General features: G+C 69.4%; 22 protein-coding genes. 7 read left to right on the plus strand and 15 right to left on the minus strand.

What is annotated here, in order from left to right; genetic code table 11:
* The first annotated feature begins 105 nt into the window (after positions 1-105).
* Positions 106-1,053, plus strand: coding sequence for a thioesterase family protein (locus tag ASD79_RS11205; protein ID WP_056721520.1), 948 nt, complete (start codon positions 106-108; stop codon positions 1,051-1,053).
* Between the two features lie 171 nt (positions 1,054-1,224).
* Here ASD79_RS11205 and ASD79_RS11210 read toward each other — a convergent pair whose 3' ends face one another.
* Both ASD79_RS11210 and ASD79_RS11215 read right to left on the minus strand, forming a co-directional pair.
* Positions 1,225-2,127 carry an alpha/beta fold hydrolase gene (locus ASD79_RS11210; protein ID WP_056721700.1) on the minus strand — a complete coding sequence of 301 codons (903 nt, stop codon included), beginning with the start codon at positions 2,125-2,127 and terminating at the stop codon, positions 1,225-1,227.
* A gap of 225 nt (positions 2,128-2,352) precedes the next feature.
* Complete coding sequence (locus tag ASD79_RS11215) at positions 2,353-3,141, minus strand: SH3 domain-containing protein (RefSeq protein WP_056721523.1); 789 nt, start codon at positions 3,139-3,141, stop codon at positions 2,353-2,355.
* Between the two features lie 96 nt (positions 3,142-3,237).
* Between ASD79_RS11215 and ASD79_RS11220 the strand changes: the two genes are divergently transcribed.
* Positions 3,238-4,098, plus strand: a complete 861-nt coding sequence (locus ASD79_RS11220; protein ID WP_056721525.1) for a crotonase/enoyl-CoA hydratase family protein — start codon at positions 3,238-3,240, stop codon at positions 4,096-4,098.
* Between the two features lie 51 nt (positions 4,099-4,149).
* Here ASD79_RS11220 and ASD79_RS11225 read toward each other — a convergent pair whose 3' ends face one another.
* From ASD79_RS11225 to ASD79_RS11245, 5 genes are all read right to left on the minus strand, one after another.
* Positions 4,150-4,365, minus strand: coding sequence for a hypothetical protein (locus tag ASD79_RS11225; protein WP_235524409.1), 216 nt, complete (start codon positions 4,363-4,365; stop codon positions 4,150-4,152).
* A gap of 115 nt (positions 4,366-4,480) precedes the next feature.
* Positions 4,481-5,776 (minus strand): pentapeptide repeat-containing protein, encoded by a 1,296-nt coding sequence (locus tag ASD79_RS11230; protein ID WP_056721529.1) that lies wholly within the window; start codon positions 5,774-5,776, stop codon positions 4,481-4,483.
* Between the two features lie 81 nt (positions 5,777-5,857).
* Positions 5,858-6,817: a magnesium transporter CorA family protein gene (locus tag ASD79_RS11235; RefSeq protein ID WP_056721530.1), complete on the minus strand. Its 960-nt coding sequence runs from the start codon at positions 6,815-6,817 to the stop codon at positions 5,858-5,860.
* Between the two features lie 59 nt (positions 6,818-6,876).
* Positions 6,877-7,569, minus strand: coding sequence for a CHAP domain-containing protein (locus ASD79_RS11240; RefSeq protein ID WP_056721532.1), 693 nt, complete (start codon positions 7,567-7,569; stop codon positions 6,877-6,879).
* A 67-nt stretch (positions 7,570-7,636) separates the two neighbouring features.
* Complete coding sequence (locus tag ASD79_RS11245) at positions 7,637-8,734, minus strand: acyltransferase (RefSeq protein ID WP_056721534.1); 1,098 nt, start codon at positions 8,732-8,734, stop codon at positions 7,637-7,639.
* Positions 8,735-8,852: 118 nt separating this feature from the next.
* Here ASD79_RS11245 and ASD79_RS11250 point away from each other — a divergent pair, with 118 nt between their 5' ends.
* Together ASD79_RS11250 and ASD79_RS11255 are read left to right on the plus strand one after the other, a co-directional pair.
* Positions 8,853-9,632 (plus strand): TerC family protein, encoded by a 780-nt coding sequence (locus ASD79_RS11250; protein WP_056721535.1) that lies wholly within the window; start codon positions 8,853-8,855, stop codon positions 9,630-9,632.
* 237 nt (positions 9,633-9,869) lie between these two features.
* Entirely contained in the window at positions 9,870-11,444 is a 1,575-nt protein-coding gene (locus tag ASD79_RS11255; RefSeq protein ID WP_056721537.1) for an MDR family MFS transporter, read from the plus strand.
* A 245-nt stretch (positions 11,445-11,689) separates the two neighbouring features.
* Here ASD79_RS11255 and ASD79_RS11260 read toward each other — a convergent pair whose 3' ends face one another.
* Positions 11,690-13,852, minus strand: a complete 2,163-nt coding sequence (locus ASD79_RS11260; RefSeq protein ID WP_056721538.1) for a primosomal protein N' — start codon at positions 13,850-13,852, stop codon at positions 11,690-11,692.
* Positions 13,853-14,016: 164 nt separating this feature from the next.
* On the opposite strand from ASD79_RS11260, the gene ASD79_RS11265 reads away from it, so the two are divergent.
* Positions 14,017-14,697, plus strand: coding sequence for a DUF484 family protein (locus ASD79_RS11265; protein ID WP_056721540.1), 681 nt, complete (start codon positions 14,017-14,019; stop codon positions 14,695-14,697).
* Positions 14,694-15,638, plus strand: a complete 945-nt coding sequence (locus ASD79_RS11270) for a tyrosine recombinase XerC (protein ID WP_056721542.1) — start codon at positions 14,694-14,696, stop codon at positions 15,636-15,638. Before ASD79_RS11265 ends, ASD79_RS11270 begins: the two co-directional genes overlap by 4 nt.
* A gap of 59 nt (positions 15,639-15,697) precedes the next feature.
* Here the strand turns inward: ASD79_RS11270 and ASD79_RS11275 are convergent, their stop codons facing one another.
* Complete coding sequence (locus ASD79_RS11275) at positions 15,698-16,108, minus strand: DoxX family protein (RefSeq protein WP_056721544.1); 411 nt, start codon at positions 16,106-16,108, stop codon at positions 15,698-15,700.
* A gap of 68 nt (positions 16,109-16,176) precedes the next feature.
* Positions 16,177-18,207 carry a sulfatase-like hydrolase/transferase gene (locus ASD79_RS11280; protein ID WP_056721547.1) on the minus strand — a complete coding sequence of 677 codons (2,031 nt, stop codon included), beginning with the start codon at positions 18,205-18,207 and terminating at the stop codon, positions 16,177-16,179.
* 254 nt (positions 18,208-18,461) lie between these two features.
* Between ASD79_RS11280 and ASD79_RS11285 the strand changes: the two genes are divergently transcribed.
* Positions 18,462-20,438, plus strand: coding sequence for a methyl-accepting chemotaxis protein (locus tag ASD79_RS11285; RefSeq protein WP_056721548.1), 1,977 nt, complete (start codon positions 18,462-18,464; stop codon positions 20,436-20,438).
* A 103-nt stretch (positions 20,439-20,541) separates the two neighbouring features.
* Here the strand turns inward: ASD79_RS11285 and ASD79_RS11290 are convergent, their stop codons facing one another.
* The 5 genes from ASD79_RS11290 to ASD79_RS11310 form a co-directional block, all read right to left on the minus strand.
* Positions 20,542-20,886, minus strand: a complete 345-nt coding sequence (locus tag ASD79_RS11290; protein WP_156400454.1) for a hypothetical protein — start codon at positions 20,884-20,886, stop codon at positions 20,542-20,544.
* Positions 20,883-21,221, minus strand: a complete 339-nt coding sequence (locus ASD79_RS11295) for a hypothetical protein (protein WP_056721552.1) — start codon at positions 21,219-21,221, stop codon at positions 20,883-20,885. The genes ASD79_RS11290 and ASD79_RS11295 overlap by 4 nt, the downstream gene beginning before the upstream one ends.
* Positions 21,222-21,313: 92 nt before the next feature.
* On the minus strand, positions 21,314-21,640 hold the full coding sequence (locus ASD79_RS11300; RefSeq protein ID WP_056721555.1) for a hypothetical protein: 327 nt from the start codon (positions 21,638-21,640) through the stop codon (positions 21,314-21,316).
* 74 nt (positions 21,641-21,714) lie between these two features.
* Positions 21,715-23,115: a dihydrolipoyl dehydrogenase gene (lpdA, locus tag ASD79_RS11305; RefSeq protein WP_056721557.1), complete on the minus strand. Its 1,401-nt coding sequence runs from the start codon at positions 23,113-23,115 to the stop codon at positions 21,715-21,717.
* A 214-nt stretch (positions 23,116-23,329) separates the two neighbouring features.
* Positions 23,330-23,803, minus strand: a complete 474-nt coding sequence (locus ASD79_RS11310) for a DUF2007 domain-containing protein (RefSeq protein WP_056721559.1) — start codon at positions 23,801-23,803, stop codon at positions 23,330-23,332.
* Positions 23,804-23,812 lie beyond the last annotated feature (9 nt).

Raw genomic sequence — 23,812 nt, forward strand, 5'->3', positions numbered from 1 at the left:
GTCGAACAGACGTTCACTCCGCCCGGACCCTTCCCATGACGCCCACCGAACCCCTTCCCGGCGTCGAGATCTGGCGTGCCATTCTTGCTCAAGGGGAGCCGCGCCATGACGACCGCTGAGCCCCTCCCCGGCGTCGAGATCTGGCGCGGCGGCGTCAACACCTGGGACTGCGACGAGATGGGGCACATGAACGTGCGCTTCTACGTCTCCCGGGCCATGGAGGGCCTGGCGGGGCTGGCGGCCGAGCTGGGCCTGCCGCACGCCTTCTCGCCCTACGCCAACGCCACCCTGGTGGTGCGCGAGCAGCACATCCGCTTCCTGCGCGAAGCCCATGCCGGCGCGGCCCTGCACATGCTGGGCGGGGTGATCTCGATCTCGGAGACCGAGGCGCGGCTGCTGCAGTTGCTGGTCCACACCGCCACGGGCCAGCTGGCGGCCAGCTTCCAGACCACCGTCGCCCACGTCACCCCGCGCGAGGGTGAGGCCTTCCCGTGGCCCGGCGTCACCCTGGCCCGGGCCGAGGCGCTGAAGGTCGAGATTCCGGAGATGGCCCGGGCCCGCAGCCTGGACCTCTCGCCGTTCGAACCGACCGCCAGCCTGGCCCGCGCCGACGAACTGGGCTTGCGGCGCACCGGCCTGGGGGCCCTGACGCCCACCGATTGCGACGTGTTCGGACGGATGCGCGCCGAGCAGTTCATCGGCCGGGTCTCGGACGGCATCGGCGCCTTCATCGGCCCGTTCCGCGACACCGTGGTCCGCCATGCCGACCCCAAGCCGGCGCGGGTCGGCGGCGCGGTCCTTGAGTACCGCATCGTCCAGCTGGCCTGGCCCCGGGCCGGCGACCGGGTCGAACTGCGCTCGGGCCTGGTCAGCGCCGACCACCGCACCATGCGCGTCGTCCACTGGATGCTCGACCCCACCACCGGCCAGCCCTGGGGAACCTCCGAAGCCACCACCATCACCTTCGACCTCGACGCCCGCAAGGTGGCGCCGATCTCGGACGCGGCGCGGGCGGAACTGGCCAAGGCGGCGGTGGCGGGGCTGGCGCTTTAGGACCCTCTCCCGGAGGGGAGAGGGAGGGGCCCGCCGCGCAGCGGTGGGAGGGTGAGGGGTGACGCCCTCACCGCTTTCTCACGACGCCCTGCCGGCACGCCGTCGGACGTCTAAACCCCTCACCCTCCCAAGCTTCGCTTGGGCCCCTCCCTCTCCCTCTGGGAGAGGGTTTCAAGAAGTCGCCATCTCGAAGATCGCTTCCCGCGCCAGGTCCGGGCGTTCCATTGGCAGGAAGTGGCTGGCGCCGGCCACCGTCTCGACCCGCACCTTCGGATAACGCCGCGCCACACCCTCGCCGACCCGGGCGGTCGAGCCCTTCTCGGCCTTGAGGATCCGGGCCGAGCAGCGCAGGCGCGCCATGGCCCGCCAGGGATCGTGGGCCTGGGCGCTGTAGTTGGAGGCCTCCCAGGCCGGGGCGCAGGCCAGTTCGACCTGGCCGTCGTCGCGGTCCTTGAAGCCGCCGCCGACATAGTCGGCCAGCATCGCCTCTGGCCAGGTCTTGAACGCCCCGCGCCCGCGATAGGCGGTGAAGGCGGCTTCGCGGCTGTCGAACACCGCCCGCCGGCGCAGCGCGCCCTGGACCATCGGCATCCGCTTCCACAGCGCGCCGGAGGTCCACGGCAGGTGCGCGTAGAGCGCCATCACCCGGGGCATGATCACCGGATCGAGCATCACCAGGCCGCGCACCGCGTCAGGCGCCTCGGCGGCCGTCAGTAGACTGACGGTTCCGCCCATCGAATGGCCGGCCAGCACCACGGGGCCCTGGTCGAGGGCCGCCAGCAGGGCCAGCAGGTCGTCGCGCAGGTCGAGCCAATTGCGACGACGGTCGGGGTCGGCCGCCAGGCGGCTGCTTCCATGACCGCGCTGGTCGACGGCCAGCACCCGCAGCCCGGCTGACAGCGGGGCCAGCAGGGCGCGGTAGGTCTGGCCGTTGAAGCCGTTGGCGTGGACGAAGACCACATCGACCGGGCGGTCGGTCGGCCCGAACTCCAGCACCGCCATCTCGCCGGCTCCGGCCCGGCTGGCGATGGGGATGAAGCGTCGTTTGGGATCACGAAACACGGCCGCGTCCATGGCGAAAGGCTCCTGTTGCGGCTGTTGGATCCCAAGGTAGGCGCGCGGGGTTTCTTCGTCCATGCGGACGCTGGGGAAGCCGTGGGTTCGCGCGCTTGCCCCCACCGGACCGCTTCGCGGTCGTCCGCCCCCATAGGGGGCGGAGCCTAGGCACGCGAAACTCCGCCCCCTATGGGGGCGGACAGGCGGCGCAGCCGCCAGGTGGGGGCAAGTCCGACGCTTCTCCTACGCCGCCGTCAGCTGCCACTCACCCCGGTTGTCGCGGCAGGCGCTGTAGCGTTCGGTGGTGGGACGCTGGCCCGAGGTGCTGATCGAGGCGGCGATCAGCCGGCAATTGGCCTCCGCGTAGCCGTTCTGGCTCAGCAGCGACGACGACACGTAGCCGACGCCGTAGCCGCCACGGCCGACCAGCAGCCAGTTGCTCGACGGCACGCCGCCCAGCACCTCGACCCGTTCGCCGGCCGACAGCTTGCCGACCACCGAACCCTTGGTGGACGGGCCGGAGCGCAGATTGGCGGTGGAGCGGACGGTGTAGTCGCCGCCGACCGCGTCGTAGCTGGACAGGACCTGGACGTTGCGCTCGAAACGCAGCTGGTCGCCGCGGATCGGCGGGCCGTAGGTCGAGGAGATCACGTCGACCCGGCCCGAGGCGCCGGTGCGTTTGTTGCTCCAGCTCTGCGACGAGCCGTCGTCCAGAGCCCGTTTTGTGGCCTGCTGAGCCAGGGCGGTGTCGGTCGACTGCATGCGGCAGCCGATATAGCCGCCGGCCGCCGCGCCCGCCGCCGCACCGAGCACCGTGCCCAGGGTCTTCTCGTTCTTGCTGACCGCGCGGCCGACCAGAGCGCCGACGCCGGCCCCGATCAGCGCGCCGCCCTCCTGCTTCTTGCCCGAGCCTTCACAGGAGAACAGCCCGCCCAGCCCCTTGGACTGCGCGGCGGCCGGCAGCGGCGCGACCACCAGCGTGGCGAGGACGGCGGTGATCGACAGGGCCGCGGGGATCGAATGTCTGGCCATCTGAGTGCTTCCTTCGCAAGACTGGGCCTTCGCATGAGGCCGGTTGGCGTCGCACGCGCCCATGATACAAACTGATCAACGATAAGGGAGAGACATATGAGCGTGCAGGACAAGCCGGACTATAGCTGCTTCGACGTGGAGATCGAGGCGGGTGTCGCGCATCTGCGGTTGAAACGCCCCGAGGCCCTGAACACCATGACCCGGGCGTTCTGGAACGAGCTGCCGGCCATCATCCGCGACATCGACGACAACGCCCGGGCCCGCTGCATCGTCATCTCCTCGACCGGCAAGCACTTCTGCGCCGGCATGGACCTGTCGGTGTTCACCGACGGCGAGGGCGTCACCGGCGGCGAGCCGGCCGACCGCTATGTGGCCGCCGAAAGCTTCCGTCGCCACGTGCATCACCTGCAGGACACCTTCACTTGCCTGGACGAGGCGCGGATGCCGGTGATCGTCGCCATCCAGGGCGGCTGCATCGGCGGGGCGGTGGACTTCACCAGCGCCTGCGACATCCGCTACGCCAGCAGCGATGCGTTCTTCACCATCCACGAGATCAACATCGGCATGACCGCCGACGTCGGCACCTTCCCGCGGCTGTGCAAGCTGTTGCCCGAGGGCTGGGTGCGCGAGCTGGCCTATACCGGCCGCCGGCTGTCGGCCGCCCGGGCCCGCGAGCTCGGCCTGGTCAACGAGGTGTTCGACAGTCACGAGGCCGTGGTCGCCCACGCCCTGGAGACCGCCCGCGAGATCGCCAGCAAGTCGCCCCTGGCGGTGGCCGGCAGCAAGGTGATGATCAACTACGCCCGCGACCACACGATCCGCGACGCCCTGGACTACATCGCCACCTGGCAGACCGGCATGTTCTCGCCGCCGCACATGATGGAGGCCTTCCAGGCCAAGGCCCAGGGCCGCGAGCCGGTCTATCCGGACCTCGTGCCGCTGCGAAAGCGGATGTAGGGGTCAGGAGGTCCGCTTCGCGCCAGGAGCGGACCTTCAATCCCAACGGCGTCAGCCGCCGCTCGCATCCACGACGATAGCGACCGTCTTGCCTCGGGACAGCGGGTCCCATCCCGCCGCGATGGCGGAGGTGATGGCTTTGGCCACCAGTTCCGGAGCGATCTGCGAGGGCTTCAATTGCGGCGCGCCGTACTTGGGCTGCGGGCCCGGTGGAAACTCCACCACGGCTTCGCGCTGCGCCTCCTTGTGACGCACGGCGATCGCCATGCCGTGCCGCTCCGTGGAGTCGCTGGACCACCCGGGCTGGCGATGAAGCCGCCAGACAAAAGGCTCTCCACCGACCTCGATCTCAAACTCAGGGCTTTGCTTGGTTCTTGCCATGTCAGGGAGTTAGCCCGGCAAGCGCGCCCAGGCCACCCCCCTCGGGCCCGGATGCCGATCCCGCCCCTCCAAACCCCTCCGGCAGTTCCGCGCTGGTCAGGTCGCAACCGTCCAGCTTGCAGTGGGTCAGGTCGGCGTCGATCAGGCGGACCCGGCGGGCGCTGGCTCCGGTCAGGTCGGCGCCGCGCAGGGTCGCCCGGCTGAGATCGGTGCGCAGCACGCGACCCTGGACGATGGTCAGCGGACCCAGCTTGGCCCCGCTCAGGTCGGCCCGCGACAGGTGCGCCCCGATCAGGCGCGCCCCACGCAGGTCGGCGCCGCGCAGATTGACGCCGCGCAGGTCGGCGTCGGCCAGGTTGGCGCCCTGCAACTGGACGCCTTGCAGGTCCATGCCGAACAGGATCGCGCCGGGGGCCGACAGGCCGCTGAGCCGACGCCCCTTCAGCCGCCTGAGCGGCCGGAAATCCACCGACGGAATCCTGGCGGCCGTCCCGTCGCGACCCTCCGAGGTCACATAGAGCTCGTGGGCTTCGAGGATCTCGTGCAGCGGCGCGTCGTCGACATAGATCAGCGGCGGCGGGGCGCGCAGCACCTCGGCCAGGTCGGCGCCTTCGAAACTGGCCCCGACCACGTCGGCTCCGACCAGCACGGCCCGGCGCAGCGAGGCCCCGGTCAGGTCGGCGTTGTAGAGGTTGGCCCTGGAAAGGTCGGCGCCGTTCAGCGTCGCTCGGTTCAGCCGGGCGCCCTGCAGGCTGACCCCGGTCAGGTCGGCGTCGGTCAGGTCGGCGGCCTGGGCGAAGCCCGCGCCCATCTGGGCCCCGGCCAGCTTGGCGCCGCGCGCCACGGCGTAATCCAGTTCGCCCCGGCGGGCCCGATGAGCCAGGATCTTGAAGCCCTCGACCGCGTCCTGGGTGGCGGTGACGCCCTCGCGCAGATCGCAGCCCGACAGATCGGCGCCGGAAAGGTTGGCGCCGCGCAGGCAGGCGCCGCGCATGTCGCAGCGGGCCAGTTGGGCCCCGCGCAGGTCGGCGTCGCGCAGGTCGGCGCCGTAGAGCGTGGCCCGGTTCAGCCGGGCGCCCGACAGCAGGGCCCCGGACAGGCGCGCGCCCGTCAGGTCGGCCTCCGAAAGGTCGACGCCCTCCAGATTGACGTTGTCGAGATCGACATAGGAGAGGTTGGCGCGGGTCCCGCCCGGCAAGCCCTTGAGGTAGCGCCCATGCGCCTCGACCGCGGCTTTCAGGGCGCGCGGCGGGAGATGACGGATCAGGGTCTGCTGGGCGGAAGAGGCGGCGGGCATGAAGGCGAGCTCGTTTTGCCGGGAGCCTGACGTCTCAACTTTAAGGAAACGTTCAATTTCCCCGTCAGTTTCTCCAAAGAATCAAAGCCATCCACGACGCCTGAACCACATCAGCGGCCCCAGCGCGGCGACCAGCATCAGTCCGATGGCGAACGGATAGCCGTGCAGCCAGCGCAGCTCCGGCATGTGCTCGAAGTTCATGCCGTAAATCCCCGCCACCAGGGTCGGCGGCAGGAACATCACCGAGAACACCGAGAAGATCTTGAAGATCGAGTTCTGCTCGATGTTGATCAGGCCCAGGGCCGCATCGAGCAGGAAGGTGATGTTGCCGGACAGGAAACCGGAGTGGTCGGTGATAGACTGCACGTCGCGCTGCAACGACTTCAGGTGGTCGCGCAGTTCCTTGTCGCCGGTGAACTGTTCGGCCAACACCGCGAAGCTCAGCAGGCGGGCCAGGCTGATCAGGCTGTCACGAGCCTTGGCGTTGATGTTCTGGGCTCGGCCCAGCCGATTGAGGATGGCTTCGAACGCCGCGCCGCGCGGCCGGCTGAAGATCACCCGCGACTGGGTCTCGACCTCGCCGGCCGTGCGCTCGATGATGTCGGCGGTGCGGTCGACGATGGCGTCGAGCAGGCCCAGGAACGTCTGGGCGCCGCCGGGGCACAGGCTGGGCTGGCGCTCGGCCTGGGCGGCGAACACCTTGAACGCCTTGGGTTCGACATAGCGGATGGTCACCAGCCTGTCGCCGGTCAGCACGAAGGTCACCGGGGCGGCGGTGGGCAGGTCGCCGTCGGCGTTGACCAGCACCGTGGCGGTCATGAACGTGCCGCCGTCCTCCTGGTAGAGGCGCGAGGACGCCTCGATCTCGGCCATTTCCTCGCGAGTGGGCAGCAGCAGGCCGATCGACTTCTCGACCGCCACCTCCTCGGCGCGGGTCGGGTCGACCAGCTCGATCCACACCGCGTCGTCGGGCAGACGCCAGTCGGCGCTCAGACCGACGAGGTCGAAGCCCGGCGCGCCGTGACGCAGCACTCTCAGCATGGGAATATGGCCTTGTTCACGCCCTCAAGACTGGGGCATGGCCCAGCGCGCGCCCGTCGTCAACGCGCGGGTTGCGGCTTGTCGGCTTCGGGCGACTGCGAAGCCGCGATCAGGGCGGCGATGCGGTCGGTCGAATCGGCGGCCTGGTTGATCATGTCCAGCGGCGAGCTGGCGCGCACCGAGGCGGCGACCTGGTTGGCGGCCGACTTGGCCAGCGACACGGCGGCGTTCTGGGCCAGGGCCATTTTCGACGTCGCCGCGGCGATCGTGGTGGCCTGGGCGTTCTGGTAGATGAAGCCGTGGGTCGGATAGACGGTCGTGCCGAGGTCGCGAATCGGGTCGTACCAGACCTTCACCTCGCTCCAGTCGCCGGCCGGCGAGACGTCGACGACGGTGACGTCCTTCTCGACCTGGCCTCGGGCGCCGTTCATCACCGACCAGTTGGCGTGGGTGACCTGGATGACGCGATCGGTCAGGACCTGGCTGACGAAGGCGACGTGGCCGAGGTTCATGCGACCGGTCGGCTTGAAGCACAGCACGGCGCCGGAGCGCGGCACGAAGCCCACGTCGTACTTGCCGACGGCCTGGCCCCACCACGTGCGGGCGTCGCCGAAGATCTGGATGCCCGACATCAGACGCGCGAACGGAACACACTGCCAATAGCCGTCAGCCACCGCGCCGGACATCGGCACAAGGCTGATCATGGCGGCAGCGCACAGGGATCCCCAGAGGGTCCTCGTCCGTTTCGTCATGCTGTGGGTACTCCCCCGCGTCACTGGGCTAAGGGATAACCCTGACAGACAGATATGAAAAGTCTGTTTATCCGGCGCCGGCCGTGGCAGGGCGCCGCTCCCGCCAGCCCTTCGCCCAAGACTTCATGCGTTCGCGGGCCGGCTTTTCGATGATGTGGTAGGACATCGCCGACAGCGGAACTAGCGCCAGGACCACCGCCAGCCAAGCATAGGGCGGCAGTTGTTCACCCTCGATGTTCAGAAGCTTGGCCACGGCATTGACCGCCAGGATCTTCCACGGAATGCAGATCATGTAGGTCGAGTAGCTGATCTCGCCCAGATACACGAGCGGGGGCTGAGTCGCGAAGCGCGACCCCGCCGCGGCCATGGCCGCCAGCATGACGATCAACCCGCCCAGGGTCATGACGATGACCGGGTCGGGGGCGCGGAAGTGCACAGCCAGCAGCACGGCGGCGCCCGCCAGACAGGCGCCCGCCCCCGAGAAGCGCCCGGTCACGGCGCCCGAACGCCACAGGGCGTGCAGGGCGCAGCCATAGGCGAAGCACGGCACGATGCGCAGGAAGCCCCAGCGGATGGTGGCCTCGGTCAAGGGAAAGCCGCTCAAGGCCTGGAAGGCCGGATAGAGCGCGGCGATCAGCGCCAGGGCCAGGCCGACGGCTGCCCACGGCAGGTCGCGCAGCCGCCAGGCGACATAGGCGAAGGCCGGGAAGCACAGATAGGCGAACCACTCGGCCGAGATTGACCACGACGGATGGTTCCAGCCCGCGACCGGCGCGAAGCCCCAGGCCTGGACCAGCAGCAGGTTGGCCGGCAGGGCGTCCCAGGCCAGCATGTTGTGGTCGACCGCGATACCCGCCAGGCCGGCGGCGGCGGCCATCAGCCCCACCCCGGCCAGGGTGACCAGGTGCAGCGGATAGACCCGCGCCAGCCGGTTCCACAGGAAGCCGCCATAGCGGAACTTCCCCTGGCCAAAGCCCTGCAGATAGACGTGGCAGAGGATGAAGCCCGACAGGGTGAAGAACGCCTCGACGCCCAGATAGCCCTTGGCGATCATGGCCGGCGGGGCCGCCGCCGACAGGTTGGGCCAATAATGGTAGAGCACCACCCAGAAGGCCGCGAAGAACCTAAGCGCGGTCAGGGGCTTGATATTGGCGGCGTCGGGCATATGTCGCATTCCAGTTTGGCGAAGCCTGGGGGCTTCCGTCGCGTTCCCTTGCATGAACGGCGCCTACGGAGGGGTAGGCGATGACGCGTATTCCAGACCGCAACCTTAGAACGGGACGATGAACGAACTCCTTCACCTCGCCGCGGACCCTGCCGCATGGGCCGCCCTGGTCACCCTGATCGTCATGGAAGTCGTGCTCGGCATCGACAACCTGGTGTTCATTTCCATCCTCTCGAACAAACTGCCGCCCGAACACCGCCAGCGGGTGCGCCGCATCGGCATCTCGCTGGCCCTGATCATGCGGCTGGTCCTGCTGTCGACCATCGCCTTCATCGTCGGCCTGGTGCACCCGGTGTTTGACCTGGGGATCGCCGGACCGCTGTCGCATGGCGAGCCGACCTTCGAGACCGCCTTCTCGTGGCGCGACCTGATCCTGATCGCCGGCGGCCTGTTCCTGATCTGGAAGGCCACCAAGGAAATCCACCATAGCGTCGATCCCAACGCCGGCGACATCGCCCCCGACATCAAGACCAAGGCGATTTCCAACGTCGGCAGCGCGATCTTCCAGATCATCCTGCTGGACATCGTGTTCTCGATCGACTCGATCCTGACCGCCGTCGGCATGACCGATCACCTGCCGATCATGATCATCGCCGTGATCGTCGCCGTCGGCCTGATGCTGGTGGCCGCCGACCCGCTGGGCAACTTCATCAACGACAACCCGACCGTGGTCATGCTGGCCCTGGGCTTCCTGCTGATGATCGGCGCGGTGCTGATCGCCGAGGGCTTCGGCGTCCATGTGCCCAAGGGCTACATCTACGCCGCCATGGCCTTTTCGGCCGGGGTCGAGGGCCTGAACATGCTGTCACGCAAGAAGGGCGCGAAGAAGGGGCACTAGGCCCTCCTGCGCTCGTCCCTCCCCCTTGCGGGGAGGGTGGCGGCGAAGCCGACGGGTGGGGGCCGGTGCAGGGAGTCATTGCGGCGGCTCCCCCACCCGACCCCTTCGGGGCCACCCTCCCCACGAGGGGGAGGGACGGCGCCTCGGCCTGCCGACCGCCATTCGATGGCCCCGACTTGTTCGAGGACCTCAAGCCGTTTAGGCCAAGGCCGCCCGGTTCGCGCTGACAGGTTGCCCATGACCACCACCCAGACCTTCACCGACACCGAGCGCCGGCTCACGCTCGGCGCGCTGATGATCGTCTTCCTGCTCAGCGCCCTGGACCAGACGGTGGTCTCCACGGCCATGCCGCGGATCATCGCCGAGCTGAACGGCCTGACGCTCTATGCCTGGGTGACGACCGCCTACCTGCTGACCTCGACGGTGATGGTGCCGATCTGGGGCAAGCTGGGCGACATCTATGGCCGCAAGCCGGTGCTGCTCTGGGGCATCGGCATCTTCCTGGCCGGCTCGTGGCTGTCGGGCCTGTCGGGCGAGTTCGGGACCGTGCTGGGCATGGGCGGCATGGTGCAGCTGATCGTGTTCCGGGCCCTGCAAGGCATCGGCGGCGGCGCGCTGTTCACCACCGCCTTCGCGATCATCGCCGACCTCTATCCGCCGCGCGAGCGGGGCAAGTTCGCCGGCATCTTCGGCTCGGTGTTCGGCCTGGCCAGCGTGCTGGGCCCGTTGATCGGCGGCTATTTCACCGACCACGGCACGGTCCACATCGCCGGCCACCTGGTGGCTGGCTGGCGCTGGGTGTTCTACGTCAACCTGCCGCTGTCCGTGCTGTCGCTGTTCATGATCCTGGTGAAGATGCCGGCCCTGGAACATCGGCGCTTCGGCTCGGTGGACTATCTGGGCGCCGCCCTGCTGGTCGCCGCCTTCGTGCCGCTGCTGCTGGCGCTGAGCCTGGGCGGCCACAGCTTCGCCTGGAGTTCGCCCCGGAGCCTGGGCCTGTTCGCCGGAGCGGCGGTCGCCCTGGTGCTGTTCATCCTGGCCGAGCGCAAGGTCAGCAACCCGATCGTGCCGCTGGCCCTGTTCCGCAACCGCGTCTTCACCACCGCCAACCTGGCCGGCTTCCTGATCTCCATGGCCTTCCTGGGCGTGGTCACGTTCCTGCCGCTCTACATGCAACTGGGCATGGGGGTGGACGCCACCACCAGCGGCTTGGCGATCCTGCCGCTGATGGGCGGGTTGATCGTCTCCAGCACCATCGCCGGCCAGCTGGTCAGCCGCGTCGGGCGCTACAAGCCGCTGATGATCACCGGCGCGGGGCTGCTGATGGTCGGGGTCTGGCTGCTCAGCCGGGTGAGCGTCCACACTACCCTGCCCGACCTGTGCTGGCGGATGGCGATCGTCGGCCTGGGCCTGGGCCCCGGCCAGAGCCTGTTCGGCCTGGCCGCCCAGAACGCCGTCGAGCCGCGCGACATCGGCGTGGCCACCAGCTCCAACCAGTTCTTCCGCCAGATCGGCTCGACGATCGGGGTGGCGCTGTTCGGCGCCCTGCTGACCCACCGGCTGGCCAGCCTGGGCCAAGGCGCCGACCTCGGCGCGCTGCAAGGCATGGCGCTGAAGGCCACCGCCAGCGGCGCCCACCACGCCGCCGACCCGACCCTGAGCCTGGCCCTGACCCACGCCATCACCGGGGTGTTCCTGGCGGGGCTGGCGGTGATCGGGGCGGGGCTGGTGGTGATCCTGTTCATCCCCGAACTGCCACTGCGCTCGCGCCAGCCGGCCGGCGCGCCGGCGCTGGAGAAGGAACCGGCCTAGAGAATCCCTCTCTCTTTGAGAGAGGGAGGGGCCCACCGCCGCAGGCGGTGGGAGGGTGAGAGGTTTCACCGCTCGCCGGTAAATCCCAGACCGGTCCGCTGAGCGCTTTGGAGAGATGGAGCCACGCTTCCACCGTGGAGGCGACTGGCGTCTTCGTCAGAGCCTTGTCCTGAAAGAGTGTAACCTCTCACCCTCCCACCGCTTCGCGGCGGGCCCCTCCCTCTCTCCAAGAGAGAGCGATTCCTTTAGAGGAAACTGTACGGGTCCACGTCGAACACCACCCGCACGGAGTTCGGGACCTTGGCCCGGGCCCGCCAGGCGGCCAGGAAGCCTTGCAGGTCCACCGTGCGGTCGGCGCGGACCAGGAACCGCTTGCGGCGCCGTCCGCGCACCAGGGCCAGGGGCGCGTCGGCCGGGCCGAACACCTCCACCCCGTCGGCGTTGGGCGTCGCGGCCGCCAGGGCCTGGCAATAGGCCTCCAGCGCGGCCGCGTCCGGTCCCGAGGCGATCACCGCCGCCAGCCGACCGAACGGCGGCAGGCCGGCCTCCTGGCGCATGGCCATCTCGGCCTCGACGAAGGCGTCGCGGTCCTGGGCCTTGAGGGCTTGCAGCACGCCGTGCTCGGGGGCGTAGGTCTGCAGCAGCGCCCGGCCCGGCTTCTCATGACGCCCCGCCCGGCCGGCCGCCTGGGCCAGCAGCTGGAAGGTCCGCTCGCCAGCCCGCAGGTCGCCGCCCCTCAGGCTGAGGTCGGCGTCGACCACCCCCACCAGGGTGAGGTTGGGGAAGTTGTGGCCCTTGGCGGCGGCCTGGGTGGCGACGAGAATGTCGATCTCGCCGGCCGCCATGCTGTCGACCAGGGCCCGCGCCCCGGCCGCGTCCATCACCGTGTCGGACGAGAACACCGCGATCCGCGCGTCGGGGAACAGGTGGCGCGCCTCCTCCTCCACCCGCTCGACGCCCGGACCGATCGACACCAGGCTGTCCTTGGCCCCGCAATGCGGGCAGGCCTCGGGCTTCTTCATCGAGAAGCCCGTCAGGTGGCAGACCAGCCGGCCGGTATAGCGGTGCTCGACCAGCCAGCTGTCGGTGTCAGGCGACTTCATCTTCTCGCCACAGGCCCGGCACAGCACCAGCGGCGCATAGCCCCGGCGGTTGAGGAACAGCAGGCTCTGCTCCCCTCGCGCCAGGGCCACCGACACCGCCTTGACCAGTGGTGGCGACAGCCAGCGACCGGGTTCGGGCGGGGTCTCGCGCATGTCGATCAGGTCGATGTCGGGCAATTGCGCCGCCCCGTGGCGGGCGCTCAACCGCAGCCAGCGGTAGCGGCCCTGCTGGGCGTTCCACAGGCTCTCCAGCGATGGCGTCGCCGAGGCCAGCACCACCAGCGCCCCCTCGATCTTGGCGCGGGCCACGGCCAGGTCGCGGGCCTGGTAGATGAAGCCCTCCTCCTGCTTGAACGATCCGTCGTGCTCTTCGTCGACCACCACCAGGCGCAAGCTCCTGAACGGCAGGAACAGGGCCGAACGGGCCCCGACCACGATCCGGGCCTGGCCGGTGGCCACGCCCTCCCAGGCCCGGCGGCGTTTCGGCGGCGAGACCCCCGAGTGCCACTCGACCGGGGCGACGCCGAACCGCTGCTCGAAGCGGGCGATCACCGCCTGGGTCAGGGCGATCTCGGGCAGCAGGATCAGCACCTGGCTGTGCGCATCGGCGGCCAGGGCGGCGGCCACGGCCTCCAGATAGACCTCGGTCTTGCCCGAGCCGGTCACCCCGTCGAGCAGCGCCGCCTGGAAGCCGCCGGCCGCCAGCATCTCGCCCAGTACGTCGGCCGAGGCCCGCTGGCTGGGATTGAGGATCTGGGCGGGCAGCGACAGGTCGGGCTGCGGGAAGCTGGTGTCGGGCTCGATCCAGATCGCGGCCAGGGCGCCCTCGTCGACCAGACCCTTGACCACGCCCGACGAGACACCCGCCGCCATGGCCAGGGCGCTCGAAGCCATCGGACCCTGTTCAGCGGCGGCCAGCACCTTCAGCCGCGCTGGCGTCATCCGCGCCGGCTGGGTTCCGGTCAGGGCCAGGGCCTTGTCGGGCTTGGCCGGCGGATGGCGCAGGCCGCGCAGGGCCATGGCCAGGGGCCAGCCGGGGATATCGACCGAATAGCGCGCCGCCCAGTCGATGAAGGTCAGGACGCCGGGCGGCAGCGGCGGGTCGTCCACCCGTTCCAGCACCGGCTTCAGGGGCCGGTTGCCGCCGGTCCCGTCGCGCAAGGCGGTGACCACCCCGCGAATCACGCGCGGGCCCAGCGGCACCGTGACGTGGTCGCCGACCGCCAGGCCCAGCCCCTCGGGCTCGGCATAGTCGAAGGCCTCGGGCAGCGGCATGGGCAGCAGGACGGAGGCGATGCGGGGCATGGGACCAAACATGGGGAGAGACCGGTTCTGCCTCGGAAACGTCCCCAGGTCGAGACGGCGCGTCGCCGCGTCATCAAGCGGCTGTTAACCGACTTGGGGCTTCATCGGAACTGACCCCGCCTGTGATCGACATGGGGATCGCGTGTGAATGGAGTAGGCAGATCATGACCGACGCGACACAAGCCATGCTGCGCCAAGAGGTCGACGCCGACGCCGTCCGCGATTTCCTGCGGGCCGCGCCGACCTTCCTGCACCAGGATCCCGACCTGCTCAGCGACCTGGGCCTGCGGCCCGACGCTAGCAATGTCGTCGATTTCGGGCCCCTGGCCCTGGCCCGCGCCTCGGCCGCTCATCAGCGCGAGGCGATCGTCCGCCGCGAGATCGAGGCGACGGCCCGCGCCAACTTCTCGGCCCAGGCCCAGACCCACGCGGCGGTGATCGACCTGCTCGACGCCCGCAACCATTCCGACCTGGCCCGCCGGGTCGACGACATGGCCGCCCTGCGCTTCGGCCTGGCGGCCGGCGTCGTCGTGCTGGAAGGCCCCGGCCGCGTCCCGGCCGGCTGGCACGCCCTGATCGACGGCCAGATCGAGATGATCATGGGCGATCACGGCGTCGCCCGCATGGGCTTCCACGCCCCCGCCCTGGGCCTGTTCGGCGACAAGCTGGACCAGATCAAGAGCATGGCCCTGGTCCGCCTGGCCCTGTGGGAGCCCTCGCGCCAGGGCCTGCTGGCCTTCGGCTCGGCCGACCCCGAAGGCTTCACCGCCGACATGGGAACCGAACTGGTGTCGTTCCTGGCCCGGGTGGTCGAGCGCACGGCCGAGCGTTGGCCGGTTCTGTGACCTCGAAACCGGCGGGCGCCCGCCAGGCCCTCGCCGCCTGGCTGGACCACCTGGCCAACGAGCGTCGCGCCTCGCCCCGTACCGTGCGAGCCTATGGCGACAACACCCTGGCCTATCTGAACTTCCTGGAGCGCCATCGCGGCGAGGCCCTGTCGGTCGCCGACCTGGGCGAGATCACCGCCGCCGAGCTGCGCGCCTATCTGGCCTTCCGCCGGGAGGGCGAAACTTCCCATGGCAAGGAGGGCCTATCGCCCCGTTCGCTGTCGCAGAGCCTGTCGTCGATCCGGGCCTTCCATCGCTATCTCGACCACCGGCTGGGCGCCCCTAACGCCGCCATCGGCCTGGTGCGCGGGCCGCGCATCAAGGTCGGGGCGCCACGTCCGGTGACCGAGGACCAGGCCCACGGCCTGATCGCCGAGATCGGCCTCGACCCCGACCGTGACGACTGGGAAGTGGCCCGCGACGAGGCGGTGCTGACCCTGCTGTGGGGCTGCGGCCTGCGGATCTCCGAGGCCCTGTCGCTGGTCCGCCGCGACGCGCCCCTGGCCGACAGCCTGCGGATCACCGGCAAGGGCGGCAAGACTCGGATCACGCCTGTACTCGACATCGTGCGTGAGCGGATCGACGCCTATGTGACCGCCCTGCCCTTCGCGCTGGCCCCGGACGAGCCGCTGTTCCGGGCCAAGCGCGGCGGGCCGCTGTCGCCGCGCCACGTCCAGGCCACCATGCAGATCCTGCGCGGCCGGCTGGGCCTGTCGGACCGCGCCACGCCCCACGCCCTGCGCCACTCGTTCGCCACCCACCTGCTGGGGGCCGGCGCCGACCTGCGCGCGATCCAGGACCTGCTGGGCCACGCCTCGCTGTCGACGACACAGCGCTACACCCAGGTCGATGCGGCCGGCCTGTTGGCGGCCTACGGCAAGGCGCACCCCCGGGCTTAAAACCCAAAACTCCGCTCATCCCGGCATTCGCCGGGATGAGCGGCTTAAAGGAGGCGCCCCTACCGAGACTTCATCCTCGGCAGGTTGACCGCCGCGGTGATCAGCAGGCAGACGATCAGCAGCGCGCTGTACTCCCAGCCCGCCGTGCCCGGCCCGACCACGAAGAAACCCTCGCTCCAATGGAACAGCACGATGCCGGTCGCATAAATGCCGGCCAGGATCAGCGAGATCGGCACGGGGAGAATACGCAGGGCCAACAGCAGCGTCCCGCCGGTCTCGGCCAGGTTCACCAGCCAGACCAGGACCAGGGCGAACGGAAAGCCCCGGGCCTCGAGAATGCCGGCCAGGACCGGCAGGCTGCCCTCGTAGAAGCGATACCAGCCGTGAACGCTGAGCAGCAGGCACACGGCGAGTCGCAGCACGTCGTAGCCGGCGGTGCGCGGCGCGAAAACATTCTTGAGCAACTTCATGTCGCCTCCCCATGATCCGCGGCGAGACTATCGGGCGTCGGCGGCGGGTTTCAATGGCGTGCGTCGTCCTACAGGTCCCGTGCCTCCAGCTCCGCCAGCAACGTCGCCAGCCGATCCGCATGGGCCTGCACCTCGGCCGTGACGAACGGCGACGGCAGGTCCGTGCGGGCCGTCGGTGGACTCACCGCCACCTGCACCAGGTTGATCGCCTCGTTGGGATCGAGGTTCAGGTCGTACATTTCCCATTCCTGGAACCGGGGCTCTGGCCTGGACGGGTCGAAATAGCGGCTGAGCTTGAAGTCCTTGGTCCGCACGCAGCGGACGTGATTGGGCTGGCGCACCGAGCTTGGCGTGAGATCGACCGAGGGGCGGCCTTCGTTGGTGGTCCGCACCACCTCGACCACCATGTTGTAGATCTCGAACTCCCGCTCGCACTTCTCATTGTTCAGGTCGGGGATCGTCGGTCGCGGCAGGGGCGCGGTGATCTCGTCGTCGGTGATGAACAGCACGCCCTGGCGCTCGCGGCCGTCCGGCTCGATCACGGTGTCGGTCTCGCCCCGCAGCAGGGGAGCCAGATCGACGCCGGGCAACGGCGGCGCGTCGCGTTCCACGGCCAGCTTGGCGGCGATCGCCTCGCGCTCTTTCTTGGCCACCCCGGCCAGACCCAGGATCGTCGGCAGGATGTCGATGTGGCTGGTCAGGGCGTCGATCTGGCGCGTCTCCACGAAGGCCGGCTCGACGGGTCCAGCCCCGCCGGCGCTTTCGGGCGGCGGGAAGCGGACGATCACCGGCACGTGCAGCGCCTCCTGATAGGCGGTGTGCCACTTCTCCATCATCATGCCGTGGGCCCCGGCATATTCGCCGTGGTCGGCCAGGAAGACGACGATGGTGTTGTCGGCCTGGCCGGTTTCCTCCAGCGTGTTCAGCACCGCCGCCACGTGGGTGTCGACCACCGAATGGAGCCAGCCGTAGAGCTGCAGGAACTCCAGGGTCGTCCCGGCCGGGTCGTCGCTCAGCTGGAACGGGATCGTGCCCTTCAGCGCCAGCTTGACGGCCTTCTCCTTGGCCTTGGCCTCGTCCTCGGGAACCTTGGGGAACCTGTTCTGAAGGCCCAGGACCATGTTGAAGCCGGTCTTGGCGTTGAGGGCCAAACCGACCTTGTAGGAATAGTCGAACTGGCAGCTGGGCTTGCTCGACAGGTCTTCGTTCTGGGTCGGCGAGGCCTTGGCGCAGTCCTGCGGGAAGCCCTGGGGATTGAGCGCGATCTGGGCCGTGCCGGCGGTCGGGGCCGGCGCCTTCTGGCCCGCCAGCGGTACGGTCAGCGGACCGAAGATCGACTGGGTTCCCGAGTCGTCCGGGGTCGGCAGGGCCTGGGCGATCACCGCCGGATAGGTGGCGATGTCATGCGGGTTGGTGAACGAGGCCACCGCGAACCACGGCGGGGTGTCGGTCGGGTCGGGCCCGGTGGCGTAGGGATCGTCGACCTGGGCGACGGCGACCGCGTAGTTGTAGTTCAGGGCCAGGGCCTGGCGGCGGATGAAGGCGCAGGCCTGGTCGGTGAAGCCGGCGTCGCGATAGACGCCCAGATTGTTGATCGCCGCCCCGTGCGGCTCGGGGAACGACTCTTCCCAGTCGTCGAAGCCGTAGGCCTGCAGCGAATGGTCCGGCGGATTGCTGACGTGCCACTTGCCGAAATAGTGGGTCGAGTAGCCGGCCTCGCGCATCCACGTACCCAGCGTCGGGATACCGTCGGCCGCCAGCCACGGGAAGTTGTGCGAGTCCCCGCTCTTGAACAGGCCGTCGGTCTGGGTGACCCCGGTCTTGGTTCCGTACTGGCCCGTATAGATCGTCGCCCGGCTGGGCGTGCAGGCGCTGGCGGCGATGGTGTGGTTGCGCAGCAGCGCGGCGTTGTCGCGCAGGGCCGTCAGGCCGGGAAAGTACTTGGCGTAGGGATTGACGACGCCCTCCTCCTCGCGCTGGAAGCCCAGGACGCGCTTCAGCGCCTCGGCGAAGCCGGCGTCCGGACCGTAGGAGAACCGCGGGAAACGGTACTGGTCGCAGGTGATCAGCAGGATGTTGGGTCGCTTGGCGTTGGTCATGTCCGTCCCCCCATGCGCGGCCGCCCCTTGGCTGTTTCTCGCGCCTCGACATTGCTCCGTCAAGGTTGAGGAGTCGACATCATTGCCATCAAAGCGCGCAGTATGGAGGCGCCGCGCGGCCAATTGCGTGACATTCCGTCGCGCGCGTTCCGCCAAGGTCCTGGGATTAACGGCGTTTTTACAGCGTTCACGGCTTCTGGAGCCCGGACCGGAACCCACCCTGTTTGTTGGGTCGTCCGGACATGGGGTTTGCGATGAAATTCGACGATCTGAAGATCTCCACCAAGGTGGCCCTGCCGGCCATCATCCTGACGATCGTGGCCCTGGCCATCACCGGCGTCGGCGCCTGGCAGGCCAGGGTGTCGGAAGCCGCCACCAAGGTGCTCGTCGAACAACGCGCCCCGTCCGAGCTCGAAGGCTCGCGCTTCAACCGCCGCGTCACGACCATCGGCTACGCGGCCTATCGCACGATCGCCAACCCCTCCACCTCGACCGAGGCCAAGGCGGCCAGCGCCGAGATCGACAGCGCCTACCAGGAGGGCAAGATCGCCCTCGGCAGGATCAAGCAGACCGACCCGGCCGCCGCCAAGATGGTCGCCGACTTCCAGGTGCGCCTGGACCGGATCTATTCCAGCGCCCGCCAGGGCGCGGACCTGGGCCTGCAGGACGCCAACGACGCCGCCAAGATGGTGATGGGCGTCATCGACCCCGACATCGCCAGCCTGAGCAAGGACGTCTCCACCTACACCAACACCCACAGCGAACAGACCCGCGCCATGGTGGCCAAGGCCGCCAAGCAGTCGGCGACCGGTTCCCTGATGAGCATCGTCTTCGGCCTGGTCGCCTCCGCCGCCGCCATGGTCTTCGCCCTGTGGATCGGCCGCTCGAAGATCTCGGCCCCGCTCATCAACCTGTCGCGCACCATGGAAGTGCTGGCCCAGGGTTCGGTGGACGTTCAGGTGGTCGGCGCGCAGCGCAAGGACGAGGTCGGCGCCATGGCCCGCTCGGTCCAGGTGTTCAAGGACAACGCCCTGGCCCTGCGCACCGCCGAAGCCGCCCAGCAACGCGCCACCGCCGAGACCGAAGCCGAACGCCAGCGCAACCAGCAGGCCGCCGAGGCCGCCGCCCACGAACAGGCCTTCGTCATGGAGAACATCGCCACCGGCCTGACTCGCCTGGCCGAGGGCGACCTGACCTATCGCGTCGACGCCGAGTTCCCGCAGGCCTACCAGCGCCTGCAGAGCGATTTCAACGGCGCCATCGCCCAGATGGAAGAGGCGATGCGCACCATCGTCCAGGCCGCCAACAGCATCGGGGCCGGCAGCGACGAGATCGCCGCGGCCGCCGACGACCTGTCGCGCCGCAGCGAGCAGCAGGCCGCCAGCCTGGAAGAGACCGCCGCCGCCCTGGACGAGATCACCGCCACGGTGAAGCGTTCGTCGGCCGGCGCGGTGGAAGCCTCGCGCGTCGTCACCTCGACCCGCACCGACGCCGAACGCTCGGCCGTGGTGGTGCGCGGCGCGGTCGACGCCATGAACCAGATCGAGAAGTCCTCGCAGTCGATCAGCCAGATCATCGGCGTCATCGACGAGATCGCCTTCCAGACCAACCTGCTGGCCCTGAACGCCGGCGTCGAAGCGGCGCGCGCCGGTGACGCCGGCCGTGGCTTCGCGGTCGTGGCGCAAGAAGTGCGGGCCCTGGCCCAACGCTCGGCCGACGCCGCCAAGGAGATCAAGACCCTGATCTCGACCTCCTCGCAGCAGGTCGGCCAGGGCGTGTCGATGGTCGGCCAGACCGGCGAGGCCCTGCAGGCCATCGTCGGCAAGGTCAGCGAAATCGACGCCCTGGTCAGCGAGATCGCCGCCGGCGGCGCCGAGCAGGCCACCGGGCTCAACGAGGTCAATGCCGCCGTCAACCAGATGGACCAGACGGTCCAGCAGAATGCGGCGATGGTCGAGCAATCGACCGCCGCCAGCCATGCCCTGAAGGGCGAGGCCAACAGCCTGATGCAGATGATCGGCCGCTTCCAGGTCAACGGCGCCCAGGTGGCGCGCGCGCCGACCCGTCGCGCCGCGCCTCCCCCGTACCGGCCGGCGCCGCGCGCCTCGGGTCCGGCTCCAGCCACCACGACCAGCCGTCCCGGCGCCAACCCGGTGCGCGCGGCCCAGGCCAAGCTCGCGGCCTTCGCCGGCTCGGCCAGGCCGGTTTCGGACGACTGGGAAGAATTCTAAGGTTCAGTAGCCTACCGCTCTCGCATATCGGAGGGCGTCTCCTCCCCTCGAGGACTATCGAAGTCCCGCCGGGCGCCCCCGGCGGGACTTTTTATTGGGCCGTTCAGCGCCTCAGCGCGACACCGATGATCTTGGGGCGCGAATAGATGCAGCCGTCCACCGTCAGCTGGACATCGACGCCCATGCTCTGGGCCGTCAGCAGCATCGACCAGAACAGCGAAGCCGCGGGCAGGCTCGGATCAAGGAAGTAACCGTCCTGAATCGCGCAGGCTTCCGGATTGAAGAAGGTCCCGCCGGTCTGGATCCGCAGCCCGGCCGAGGTCCATCCGCCGACCAAGGCGTTCACCCGCATCCAGGAGCTTTCGGCCGGCGTCGCCTGGGCCGCGCCCGCCGCCAGGAACATCGCCGCCGCGAGCGCCCCGCCCGCACATTCGCGCGCGACGCTCATGAGGTCCTCAGGGTGACGCCAATGACCCGCGGGCGTTCGAGGATGCAGCCGTCCACCACCAGCTGGACCTCCCGGCCGGTCGAGAACGCCGTCAGCAGCATCGAGGAGAACAACTGCGCGCCCTGCAGGCTGGCCTCGACGATGTAGCCGTCGGTCATCGAACATGCCGCCGGGTTGGAAAAGGCGGCGGTCGTCTGAACCCGCACGTGGGGCGCCGTCCAGCCGCCGGAGATGTAGGTCACCCGCGCCCAGGGCAGTTCCACCGGCGTGGCTATGGCCGCGCTCGACGCCAGGGCCAGCGCCGCGCCCCCGGCCAGGGCGAGAAATCGTTTCAAGATGCGTCCCCCGATGCGTCGCGCTTCGTCGCGGCCAAGCTTGACCGTTAGCAGTGCGCCCGGACGGGTGCAATCTGGCGTTGGGCGGGGTGCTACCGCGGCGGTCCGACGGGCCGATCGACGTTGTAGCGGATGGTCGACGACACCGGGCAGCCGTCGACGCTGCGCAGCACGGTCAGGGTGTGGTTGGCCGGCGGCAGGTCGCCCAGCCGTTTGACCTTGGGAGCGGCGTCAGGCGCGGGGTGTTCGGCCAGTTGCAGGCCTGATTCCCGGCAGGCCTTCTCCACCTTCATCGCCTGAAGGGCCTGGTCCTTCGAGGCGTAGACCGTGACCCGTCCGCCTCGCGCCAGGATCTGGCCTGGCGACGGCGGCGGCGTGGCCTGGACGGCGGCGGCCAGCAGCAGGGCGGACAAAAGCATGGCGGGGCTCCGTTGCCGAAACCCCGCCACTCTACGCTTGGTCGAGCGCGAACGCCCGTTAACTCTTGGACAGGCTAGGCCTGCATCGTCCAGCCCTCGACGCCCATCGCCGCCTGGCGGAAGGCTTCCGAGCGGGTCGGGTGCGGGTGGCAGGTGCGGGCCACGTCTTCCGACGAGCCGCCGAACTCCATGGCCACGCAGATCTCGGCGATCATGTCGCCGACGTTCGGGCCGACGGCGTGGGCGCCCAGGATGCGGTCGGTCTTGGCGTCGGCCAGCACCTTCACAAAGCCGTCGGTCTCGTGGTTGATCTTGGCGCGGCTGTTGGCCAGGAACGGGAACTTGCCGACCTTGTAGGCGACGCCCGCGGCCTTCAGATCGTCCTCGGTCTGGCCGACCGTGGCGACTTCCGGGCTGGTGTAGATGACGCCCGGGATGATGCCGTAGTTCACGTGACCGGCCTTGCCGGCGATCAGTTCCATGCAGGCCACGGCCTCGTCCTCGGCCTTGTGGGCCAGCATCGGGCCGCTGGTGACGTCGCCGACCACCCAGACGCCGGGAGCCGTCGTCTTGAAGTGGTCGTTGGCGATCACGCCGCGCTTGTCCGGCACGATCCCGACGCTTTCCAGGCCCAGGCCTTCCGTGAACGGACGACGACCGATGGCCACCAGCACATAGTCGGCCTGCAGGGTCTCGGCCGCGCCGCCGGCCACCGGCTCGACGGTCAGCTCCACCTGCTTGGCGGAGGCGGTCGCGCCGGTGACCTTGGCCCCCAGCTTGAACTTGAAGCCCTGCTTGGCGAGGATCTTCTGGAAGGCGTTGGCGACTTCCGTGTCGGTGCCCGGCAGGATGCGGTCGAGGAATTCGACCACGGTCACCTCGGCGCCCAGGCGCTTCCACACCGAACCCAGCTCCAGGCCGATGACGCCGGCCCCGATGACGATCAGGCTCTTGGGAACTTCCGGCAGGCTCAGCGCGCCGGTCGAGTCGACGATGCGCTGGTTGTCGATGGTCACGCCCGGCAGCGGGGTGGGCTCCGAGCCGGTGGCGATGACGATGTTCTTGGTCTCGAGCACGGTTTCGCTACCGTCCTCGGCCTTGACCACGACCTTGCCGGGTCCGTCGATGCGGCCCCAGCCCTTGATGTAGTCGACCTTGTTCTTCTTCATCAGGAACTCGACGCCCTTGGTCAGGGCTTCGACGCTCTCGGCCTTCTGGGCCATCATCTGGACCAGGTTCAGCTTCGGCTTGACCTCGATGCCCAGCTTGGCGAACTCGCCGCCGGTCGCGGCCTCGTACATCTCCGAAGCGTGCAGCAGGGCCTTGGACGGCATGCAGCCGACGTTCAGGCAAGTGCCGCCCAGCTTGCCGCGTCCCTCGACGATGGCGGTCTTCAGACCCAGTTGTCCGGCGCGGATCGCGCCGTTGTAGCCGCCGGGGCCGCCCCCGATGATGACGACGTCGTATTGAGCCATGGATCTTCGCCTTGAGACGCGCCGCGAATGGCGCCGGACAGAAAATGGGGCCTGCTCCCGGTTTCCCAAGGGGCTGGCGCGCGCGCGTACTTCCTAGCGCCTCTGTCCCAAGGATCAACCCACAGAGCGCTAAAGGTCTATTTCAACGGCGTCTTGCGCAATTCGGCCCACGCGATCAGCGCCTCGGTGGTCGCCATCACGGCAAGGGTCCGGCTCAGCGCAATCCGACGCTGAGCCAGGCGCCGACCAGCAGCAGGCCGACGACGCCGCAAAGCGTCGCCAGCGCCATGGCGACCCCGGCCAGGACGGCGTGATGACCGCCCCGCGGCCGGCGCGGTCCCGCCACCAGGAAACCGGCCACGCCGCCGAAGGTCATGGCCAGGAACAGGGCCACGCCGGTGCGCGCCACCTGGGCGGCCGGGGCGTCGGGAGGCGCGACGGGGTCGTCATCCTCAGGGTCCAGCGGCGGCGCGGCGCCGCGCAGCTCGGCGATCAGCAGGCGGGCCTCCTCGGCCTCGCTGGCCGGGGTCCACAGGCGAAAACCGCCCATGGCGATGCTCATGATGAAGTCGCTGGTCCCCCAGTACTCGTTCTGCAGCAGCACCGACACGCCCTCGGCCCGCAGGCGCGAGGCGGCGATCTGGGCTTCGGTCAGGTCCGCGAAACGGGCGATCTCGGTCAGGCTCATCGACGCCTC

The organism is Caulobacter sp. Root655, from assembly GCF_001427665.1.
Lineage (GTDB): Bacteria > Pseudomonadota > Alphaproteobacteria > Caulobacterales > Caulobacteraceae > Caulobacter.